A 6,650-nucleotide genomic window follows, 5' to 3' on the forward strand; every position below is an offset into this window, starting at 1 on the left:
TAAATTATGGAGCGATACTTAAAAGTACTAGCAGGATTGCAAGCCTTACAAACACGCTTATTGCCATTGAGTATATGACAATCTGAAGACCCAATTGAGTCCCGAAAATTGCTATTTTTCTTGGAAGCTGGCTTCGGAGAGCGAAAATAGGGAGCATGAACATACTGCCAAGCATGAGAACAATCATTGCCTGTATGTTTGTAATTTCTCCTGAGTGAATCATAGGGCCCAGAAGCGAGATTCCTAGGATTGGACTAGCCACATAGCTTGTCAGCGGGACAATCGACTCTGGAGGAATTTTAAAAAGTTTAGCAAGGGGAAGCACACTGAAAATTCCAAAAAACCCCTGTTCCTGAAGTACAAAAATAATGGTAGTTGCAATAATATAAACTCCTGCAATTTTTAAAAAAATCCTGAACTCTTTTCTGAAAGCCCGGATAATCGCACTTTTCAAGGAGATTTTCTCTCTATTTTGCGATTCAGGGATTTTGCAGGAGTTGCCTTTAAGGAACAGTTTGCTTGCAATTGCAATTACCAAGATTTTGAACACTGCTGTAACTACGAATACAATAGAATAAAATCCCCCTACCACAAGGCCAAGTGCGGGCAGAACTATTGGAATCTGATAAGTAAAAAGTTCCCGAAAATAAACAGGCGTAGAATTCATCATCGCACAGAGTAAGACCTCTCGATTTTCCAGACAATTCTCTTTTTTTGCCTGGGAAAGCATGCTATTTGCAGCTACCGTAGACCCTATTGACACCAGGAAAGCTGAAGCGCAGGTATCAGGCAGGTTAGTGTAGGCAAAGATAGGACTTACAAGCCTGGAAAATTTCTGCATCAGGCCGAGTTCTACAAGTACGCTTGTACCCACAAGCCCCACAAAAATCATTACAAGTACTGGAAACGCAAAATCAAGTACTTTGATGAAAAGACCTATCATTGTTAGTTAGTTCCATAGAAAAGTAATCAATATATCCAGAAAAGGTATGGAACTCAGTTCCGGAAAAATTTTAAATTTATGTTTATCTGACCTTTTAAACAGTTTCTCCCCGTACGACAAGCACCGGTTTTTTTGAGTGCCTTACCACATTTTCGGCCACGCTCCCGAGCAAAAACCTCTCAATTCCGGTCCTTCCGAGTGTGCCCATGACAATAAGGTCAATATTGTTTCTTTCTGCAAAATCGACAAGCTCATTTGCAGGAATTCCTTGCAGGATTACGGATTCAACCTCAACATTTGCAGCTTTCCCAGCGGTTTCGACATAAGAAGTGGCCTCCTTGCCTTCAGCCTTGAAGTATTCAAGAATGGCCTTTTCCCATCCAACGTTCTTCGGATAGGTTATCGAAAACCCTTCAGAAGCAATCACGTACACAACATATAGTTTTGCACCGCTTATCTTTGCGATTTCAACTGCTGTTTCGACCGCTTTTCTAACAGATTCCGAACCATCGGTCGCAACCATTATCTTCCTGTAAAAACTGTTAGTCATACCTGACTCCCCATTTTCTTTTGAATTTATATTTGTTGATATGACATAATCCTTTATAAAGTATCATTCAGGAAAGAATCGATGGCGCAGATCGGAAAATTGCTTGAAACCGAGTGCGTCATCCAGATTTTATTTATTTGCAAGTTCTACAGCAGTTCAGCTAAAGTAACTTTTCTTTAAACTTCGTTTACCTCGGCAAAAACAAGAGCATGTGTAGGGCAGGCTTCAACGCATGCAGGCATATCTCTACCCTCGCAGAGATCACACTTTATTCCTGCTTCAGCTTGCCTGCTGATTACCTTACGATTGTGATTCATGGAACTGGTCCAGCAGCCCATAACAAGAATCATATGATATAAAGGAGTAAAACGTGAACATACTGTAGAACAGGTCCAGCAGTCTACGCAAAGATTCGGGTCATAGCTTATCATGCTGGCGTTTTCATCCTGATAGATAGCTTTTGTAGGGCAAACCGAAACACAGGGAGCATCCTTACAGTGACGGCAGGTAATGGGAAGAGAAACTCCAAGGTCAGGGACAGGCTCCAGATTGATACGTTTTTTCGGAGCCGGCTTTTCTCCTATAGCCAAAAAGAGGCTTTTGCTCTCTGAATGTGCAATGGCACATGCAGTCTCACATGAACGGCAGCCCATACATCGTTCGGGACGAATCATTAAATCCTTCATTATAAATCATCTCTTAGTTCAAGCCTAGAGCCTTTCTTTTTTCGTCAATATGCTCAAGCATCAGGTCTGCAGCTTTAAGGGGATCAGGCTCAACCGCAAAGCTTGCTCTGACTACGTCGTTCAAGCCTCCTGTCAGAAGGGACGTAACAGCCTGACTTCCAAGAACAGCCGGAATAGTCCCGAGCACGGTAAATACACCGGATGAAACTACATAAGCCCCGATACTAACTGCCTTTTCGCTCATCCATTCGGGAGCTGCTCCTGCTGCTGGAAGATCACTTATGTCCACACCCAGGCGATTTGCAATCGCGGATGCAAGCACAAGGATACGGCTGATATCAACACAGGAACCCATGTGCAGGACAGGGGGTATGCCCAGAGCCTTACAGACAGCTTTTAACCCATCGCCTGCCATTTCGGAGGCTTCCGGCAGAAGAAGCCCTGCTTCGGCGCAGGCAATTGCATTGCAGCCGGTTGTGACCACAAGCACATTGTTTTTGATCAGTTCTTTAACGAGGTTGACATGGCCGTAGTTGTGCTTTATTTTTACGTTATTGCAGCCGACAACAGCCCCAATTCCTCGAACTGCCCCGCCTGTTATCGCCTCAATGAGAGGGTCAGGGCTTCCTCCAAGAGCATTGAGAATAGCTTCGGCACTGAAGCCTGCCATGCACTCCTGCTTCTCTTCAGGTATAGTAACCTTTTCCGGAATCCTGTTAGGGAAGTTTTCGACAGCAGTCCTTACGATTTCTTTTGCAGTTTCATAAGCTCTGTCCTCATGGAATTCCATTCTTACGGTGTTGGGAAAATCGGCCTTTGGAGATGTGGATATAAACTTTGTGTGGTAGCAGCCTGTAAGTTCTCCAAGCGAGGGCATGATACACTGGACATCAACAACCATAGCTTCCACAGCGCCTGTAATTACTGCCAGTTCCTGCTGAAGGAAATTTCCTGCTATGGGAATCCCGTGACGCATCAGGGTCTCGTTACCAGTACAGCATATTCCTATAACGTTGATGCCTGCTGCACCCTTTTCCTCTGCAAGTTTAAGGAGTTCGGGGTCTTCTGCAGCTTCCACGATCATTTCTGAGAGAATAGGCTCGTGCCCGTGGACAATTACATTTACTTTATCTCTGGACAGCACCCCCAGATTAACGGTGCTTTTTCTAGGCTGCGGAGTTCCGAAAAGTATGTCCTGGACATCGGTGGCTATCATCGAGCCTCCCCAGCCATCGGAAATCCCTGTACGCAATCCTTGCAGCAGGATATGAACCGCATCATTGTCCACACCTATATGAGTCCTGTGCATGCATTCCACGATTTCCCGGTCAATTCCCCTGGGCTCTATTCCAAGCTCGGCCCAGAGCTTGAGCCTTGATTTAGGAACTCTTTTGGTACACTGGAGATGTCCGTCCTGTTTTCCGAATTCCTGAAGCAGTACATCGGCAAGGTTGGCTGCAATTTCCTCCAGGCTTTTTCCATCAGAGGGAATTCCATATTCCGAGGCAAGAGATAGCAGTTTTGCTTCATCTTTTATTCTGTAACTTCCAGCTTCTCCTTCACTCATTTTCTTAAAGGTAAGAACAGCGTCTCTTGCATGGTCGGAATGAGCTGCTGCACCTGCGGCAATCATTCTAAGGAAATTCCTTGCAACTATGATGTCTGCAGTAGCACCACAAATTCCCTTTTGAGCTCCCTCTCCGAAGGGATCTATCCTGCATGGACCCATATTGCAATTCCGACAGCAAACTCCTAGCTGCCCGAAACTGCACTGAGGAAGTTGTTTTTCATATCTATCCCAGGCGGTTTCAATGCCTTCTTCTTCAGCCTTCTGAAGAATTTTCTGGCTTGCAAGGTCAATGCTTTTCTCATCTATTTCCGTCTTCATCTCATATCCCACATTTAGTATGAAAATGCTGCCATCTGCAAGCATTTTCATTGGTTGTGCATTTTATTCAAAATACGTGTTTGTTTCTCGATTCCTTCTGGAACCACCGAAACTTCACTTCAAACTCCCTGATTTGAAGAATTAGTCCCTAAATCTGTGATCCAAAAGCAACTTTATCTGGCTGCTTTTTTATTTTTGAGTTCCAGCCCTATATAATCTTAAAACTGGTTAATTTGGAAAAATTCTTCAGGATAATCAAATTTTATTGTTTTATAAACTTTTTTAAAAAAATCTGCAGTTGTATTTAGATAGAGCTCACCCTAAAACCAAAATTGACACCCTGAATCTCTAATTTTGAACAATGAATTGAGTTTTGAAATTAACTTAGTTTGAAATTAACTTAGACATTTGTTCAAATCTTTGAAGATCTTTGAGAATTGGCGATATGTTTGTGGACTACTTAGAGGCTAGTGCACTCTTTCTGTGTTTATTCCTATCCCATTTATTTTCTAGACTCGATGTAATCTCTCTTGACTTCATCGAGTCTGTATTCCATTTTATACCTTATATTGTGGTTTCATTATTTTCAAGTTGTGTAGAGAAGTTGTGTTTCACTGTTGTGTAGTAAGTTGGGTAGTAAGTTGGGTAGTAAGTTGTGTTTCTACTGTTGTGTAGTAAGTTGGGTAGAGAAGTTTTGGAGGCTGTCTAAAGGTCGCTTATTAACAAATTTTTGATATGTACCATTTTTCCAATTTATTTTTAGGCTTAGATTAATGTTGCACAAATAACCCCGATCTGTTTAATAGGTTTTATCAGAAGTTAAAAGCATGCCATTTCCGATAAAAATCCTTGTGAAGTATTTGCTTTGAAAGCTTCTTCTCTGTTTTTTATTCATCAATTGGTTCTCCTCTATCCTAAGTTTTATTCATTTTTTTTGCCATAGAATTACGGAATCATATTTCCGATTTATAATATAAATAAATTATGTTTGTAAGATAAAAAATTAAGCAAAAGTACCATATAATATAAAAATAGATTGCTTTATTCTAAAAAGATCTATATGGAAAGCTCTCTAAACTTATTTTTACTATCCCAGTTTAAACTTAGAAATCAAACAGTACAAATTCATTACAAAATATTTGATATATTATAAATAGAGAGTATTATAGAGTCAATGGATTGAAACTTGTAATTCTCTAGTGGAATTCACATAAAATTTAAGAAAGTCTTAAAAGTCATTTTGAATACCGTTACCCAAGTAAAAGTATTATAATATGTATTTATAACATTAATAAAATATTATTTTTGATATTAGCTTATATAAAGAATAACATTCGATAGAGTGGACAAGCTTCAAATCATAAGTGCCTGTAAATATATAGATTACATTAAAATAGGAGTATGAATTGAATACGGTTAAGTAACGGGATAAAGTTCATATCCGCAGAACAAAAAGCAAGGATTAAAAACAATCAGCTTTCCTTACTACATATTAAACTTTGTCTCCTCCTATAGGAAAAGCGACTTTAACGGTGAATTTTGGTGAAAAAAAATCTTATGGATATTCTGGCCTGCCCTATATGTAAGGGCGACCTGGTTTTGAACGTTGTCGAAGAAAATGAAGAAGAGGTCATATCCGGAACCCTCTACTGCCCTGTATGCAACGAGCACTATCCCATTGATGAGGGAATCCCAAACTTACTTCCTCCTGACCTTAGAAACTGATGTGAGGGTTAAACTTGCAGCAGACATTCCAGAATGTTATTATCAACCGACAAGAGATAAACTCAATTGAGTTTGAAAAGGAAAGTGTTGAGATTTCACTATCTCCCGGCGGAGAAGAAACCTTCGAGATCCTGATCACAAACTACGGGTCCCCTACGCATATTCACTTTTCAGTAAGTGACGAATTAAAAGGTCAGATCATTTTTCGGAGGGATAACCCATATGTGCTTCAGAAAGAATACGTTTCTGTAGTTGCAAGAATCCCGCAAGAAGGCAGGGTGCTTACAAAAGGACAGATATATATCACGGCGGGTTACGGCTCAAGAAAGAAAGGTTTTCCAGTCCAGCTTGGAAAAATCGATCCAAAGCCGCAGGAACACTCCGAAGATGATCACCATGCAGGAAATCAAGACGAAGAATTGAGTTCTCAAAGATCCTCAGCTACACTACCTGTAAAGATGCTCTCTCACCCAAAATCAGGAAGCGGAGTTGACGGGTTTTCATCTTTTATCCACAGAAGCTTTACAGGAAATTTTTCAGCCACGGGAAGAAAGATTCCCAAAAATATAAGTGAAAATGAAAAACTTCCTATGAATATCGCTTTTGGAGGCTTTTTACTACTTGTATGCTTATTCTTCCTCTACTTTATATTGCCATCGAGCCTGCAGTTTAAAGTTGGCTTTGCCCAGTCGGTTTTGTTTTCAATACTTTTTGTGACCTGTATGATATATATTCTGCTGAAAATTGCAGAAGAGATCTAAACCCTTTAGGAGAACTACAGTTTAAACCCGAGTTTATATATTTTGAACCTGACATCCACTCAATTCATTTCCGATTCATAACTGAGAGTCGATTTTC

The 6,650-nt window shown here is 40.6% G+C and carries 6 protein-coding genes; 2 read left to right on the forward strand and 4 right to left on the reverse strand.

The window, feature by feature from the left end:
- Positions 1 to 4: 4 nt before the first annotated feature.
- The 4 genes from A9239_RS15410 to cooS form a co-directional block, all read right to left on the reverse strand.
- On the reverse strand, positions 5 to 943 hold the full coding sequence (locus A9239_RS15410; RefSeq protein ID WP_048155841.1) for a nucleoside recognition domain-containing protein: 939 nt from the start codon (positions 941 to 943) through the stop codon (positions 5 to 7).
- A 94-nt stretch (positions 944 to 1,037) separates the two neighbouring features.
- On the reverse strand, positions 1,038 to 1,493 hold the full coding sequence (locus A9239_RS15415) for a universal stress protein (protein ID WP_048116415.1): 456 nt from the start codon (positions 1,491 to 1,493) through the stop codon (positions 1,038 to 1,040).
- 176 nt (positions 1,494 to 1,669) lie between these two features.
- Positions 1,670 to 2,179, reverse strand: a complete 510-nt coding sequence (locus tag A9239_RS15420) for a 4Fe-4S dicluster domain-containing protein (RefSeq protein WP_048116413.1) — start codon at positions 2,177 to 2,179, stop codon at positions 1,670 to 1,672.
- 13 nt (positions 2,180 to 2,192) lie between these two features.
- Entirely contained in the window at positions 2,193 to 4,067 is a 1,875-nt protein-coding gene (gene cooS, locus A9239_RS15425; RefSeq protein ID WP_048122652.1) for an anaerobic carbon-monoxide dehydrogenase catalytic subunit, read from the reverse strand.
- A gap of 1,542 nt (positions 4,068 to 5,609) precedes the next feature.
- Between cooS and A9239_RS15430 the strand changes: the two genes are divergently transcribed.
- Together A9239_RS15430 and A9239_RS15435 are read left to right on the forward strand one after the other, a co-directional pair.
- Positions 5,610 to 5,792: a methytransferase partner Trm112 gene (locus A9239_RS15430; RefSeq protein WP_048155842.1), complete on the forward strand. Its 183-nt coding sequence runs from the start codon at positions 5,610 to 5,612 to the stop codon at positions 5,790 to 5,792.
- A gap of 14 nt (positions 5,793 to 5,806) precedes the next feature.
- Entirely contained in the window at positions 5,807 to 6,553 is a 747-nt protein-coding gene (locus A9239_RS15435) for a hypothetical protein (RefSeq protein WP_048116409.1), read from the forward strand.
- The last annotated feature ends 97 nt before the right edge of the window (positions 6,554 to 6,650 follow it).

This window comes from Methanosarcina sp. A14, assembly GCF_001729375.1.
GTDB classification, from domain to species: Archaea; Halobacteriota; Methanosarcinia; order Methanosarcinales; family Methanosarcinaceae; genus Methanosarcina; species Methanosarcina barkeri.

What these genes read in the sequence shown, in the direction of transcription:
- A9239_RS15410 (WP_048155841.1), bottom strand. Translation starts at nt 943, where the DNA reads ATGATAGGTCTTTTCATCAAAGTACTTGATTTTGCGTTTCCAGTACTT.
- A9239_RS15415 (WP_048116415.1), bottom strand. Translation starts at nt 1,493, where the DNA reads ATGACTAACAGTTTTTACAGGAAGATAATGGTTGCGACCGATGGTTCG.
- A9239_RS15420 (WP_048116413.1), bottom strand. Translation starts at nt 2,179, where the DNA reads ATGAAGGATTTAATGATTCGTCCCGAACGATGTATGGGCTGCCGTTCA.
- cooS (WP_048122652.1), bottom strand. Translation starts at nt 4,067, where the DNA reads ATGAAGACGGAAATAGATGAGAAAAGCATTGACCTTGCAAGCCAGAAA.